Consider the following 2,141-nt stretch of genomic DNA (forward strand, 5'->3'; position numbering starts at 1 on the left):
TCAGGTAACTTACAAAGTTTAAATGTAAGTGTGGCAACGGGTATGGCACTGTATGAAGCTTGTCGTCAGCGTTCTGAGGTATAATTTAGCTGCCTTCCTAGTTTTTATGCAGTCTTGATATGTCTCCCCGTACGCAAGGTTATTTTTTTGTATTGGTGACCATGTGTATTTGGGGCGGGTTTACGCTTTTTGCCCGCTTAAATGCACAATGGCACATCAGTTCTTGGGATATTGCCGCACTACGCTTTGCTATAGCCTTCCTAATTTTGATGCCTATCTTAATTTATAAAAAAGATCTCGCTTTTTTATGGAGTAAGCATGCGGTTATTTTGGCATTGATTGGTGGAGTCATTTACTGCCTTACGGTTTATACAGCTTTCCTTTATGCACCAGCTGCCCATGCTGCAATATTTTTAAATGGCTGTATTCCTATCTGTACTGCTATAGCTGCTTATATTTTATTTAGACAGCCATTTGATAAACATACATGGGTGAGTCTGGCAATTATGATTACTGCCTTGGCTCTCATGAGCGCATTGATGTTGAAAAGTAGTACCTCTGCTTTTGGAATTGGAGATTTACTTCTGTTTATCAGTGCGATTTGGTGGGGGATTTTTACTGTACTACTTAAACAGTGGAAGCTCTCTGCTTGGCATTCTATGGCAAGCGTCGCAATCTGGTCTGCAATTATTTATTTGCCGATTTATTTGTTGTTCTTACCTAAGCACTTTATGGATGTAGATCCTTTGCACTTAGCTGTACAAAGTATTTTCCATGGCGTGTTTGTCGTTATTATTGCGACATTAACCTATGTTGCTGCTATTCAGCGTCTTGGCGCATTTAAAACGGGAAGTATTGTAACTTTGGCGCCGTTTATTGCTGCTATTTTAGCTGTACCTTTACTTGGTGAATCATTAAGCCCATCAATTGTAGTGGGCTTAGTAGGTATGGGAATAGGTGCTTTACAGCCTTGGCGTTGGTTTAGACAAGATAGCCTGACACAAAAGATTAAGCAGCAAAATACACAAAATTAGTTTGCACGCTTCAAATAGCTTTGATGTAAAGGCTCTAATTGCTGATATAAATGTTCGAGTAATCCGTCGTTAAACACGATGTCATTTGCAAGCTCACGTTTTCGTTCGCGTGGCATTTGTGCAGCAATAATTTTCTGGATTTGTTCTTGGTTTTGTCCATCGCGCTGGCTCGCACGCTGAATTTGAGTTTGTTCACTCGCATCAATCAGTAGCGTGTGATTGACTAGTTCATGTTGATTTGTTTCAAACAATAATGGCGAAACTAAAATCACATACGGACTTTTAGGATTTTGTAGCTGTTGAATAATAGATTGACGGATTGCGGGATGGGTAATTTGCTCGAGTGTATGACGCGCTTGTGGATTTTGAAAAATATATTCACGTAAGGCACGGCGGTCCAAACTGCCATCGGGTTGAAGCACCCAATCTCCAAAGGTTTGTTGAATTTTTTGAAGGGCAGGTTGCCCTTTTTCAACTACTTCGCGAGCAACAATATCGGCATCGACGACTTGGATTCCTTGGGATTCAAACCATTGTGTTGCAGCTGATTTACCACTGCCTATACCACCTGTGATTCCCAGAATAAAAGCCATCTTAACCTCCCAAATAAATTTTCATAATCTGATCACCCCATAAAAAGGCAACCCAACCAGCAATGGCAATATATGGCCCAAAAGCAAAAGGCTGATTGTCATTTCTTAATTTTAATAAAATGATGCCAATGATTGCGCCAAGTAACGATGACAATAACACAATTAACGGCAGCATCAATGGCCCCATCCATGCACCTAATGCTGCAAGCAATTTAAAGTCGCCGTAGCCCATACCTTCTTTGCCAGTGATCACTTTAAATAAGTAATAGACAATCCAAAGACATAGGAAACCAATGAGATAACCCCAAATGGCTGAGTTGGGTGAGGTATAAATATTAAAGGTATTAATACCTAAGCCGAGCGCAGCTAAAGTTAGGGTAAAGCGATCAGGCAATAATTGTGTATCGAAATCAATAAAGGTAAGGGCTATCAGTACCCATGTGAGGACGAGTCCAAAAAGCATTTGTATGGTTGGACCAAACACCATGACGACTACTAATGAACATAGCATGGT

General features: G+C 40.4%; 3 protein-coding genes and 1 pseudogene. 2 read left to right on the forward strand and 2 right to left on the reverse strand.

Annotation, left to right across the window (positions count from 1 at the left end; all coding sequences use genetic code 11):
* Both VXQ92_RS16030 and VXQ92_RS16035 read left to right on the forward strand, forming a co-directional pair.
* Positions 1 to 84 (forward strand): annotated as a pseudogene (locus VXQ92_RS16030) (23S rRNA (guanosine(2251)-2'-O)-methyltransferase RlmB); the annotation flags it as partial.
* Between the two features lie 35 nt (positions 85 to 119).
* Positions 120 to 1,034: a DMT family transporter gene (locus tag VXQ92_RS16035; RefSeq protein WP_416682491.1), complete on the forward strand. Its 915-nt coding sequence runs from the start codon at positions 120 to 122 to the stop codon at positions 1,032 to 1,034.
* Here the strand turns inward: VXQ92_RS16035 and coaE are convergent.
* Together coaE and VXQ92_RS16045 are read right to left on the reverse strand one after the other, a co-directional pair.
* On the reverse strand, positions 1,031 to 1,627 hold the full coding sequence (gene coaE, locus VXQ92_RS16040) for a dephospho-CoA kinase (protein WP_000874125.1): 597 nt from the start codon (positions 1,625 to 1,627) through the stop codon (positions 1,031 to 1,033). The genes VXQ92_RS16035 and coaE overlap by 4 nt on opposite strands.
* 1 nt (position 1,628) lies before the next feature.
* A partial coding sequence (locus VXQ92_RS16045; protein WP_416682492.1) for a prepilin peptidase occupies positions 1,629 to 2,141 on the reverse strand: 513 nt, incomplete at its 5' end.

Source organism: Acinetobacter sp. 228 (genome assembly GCF_048147885.1).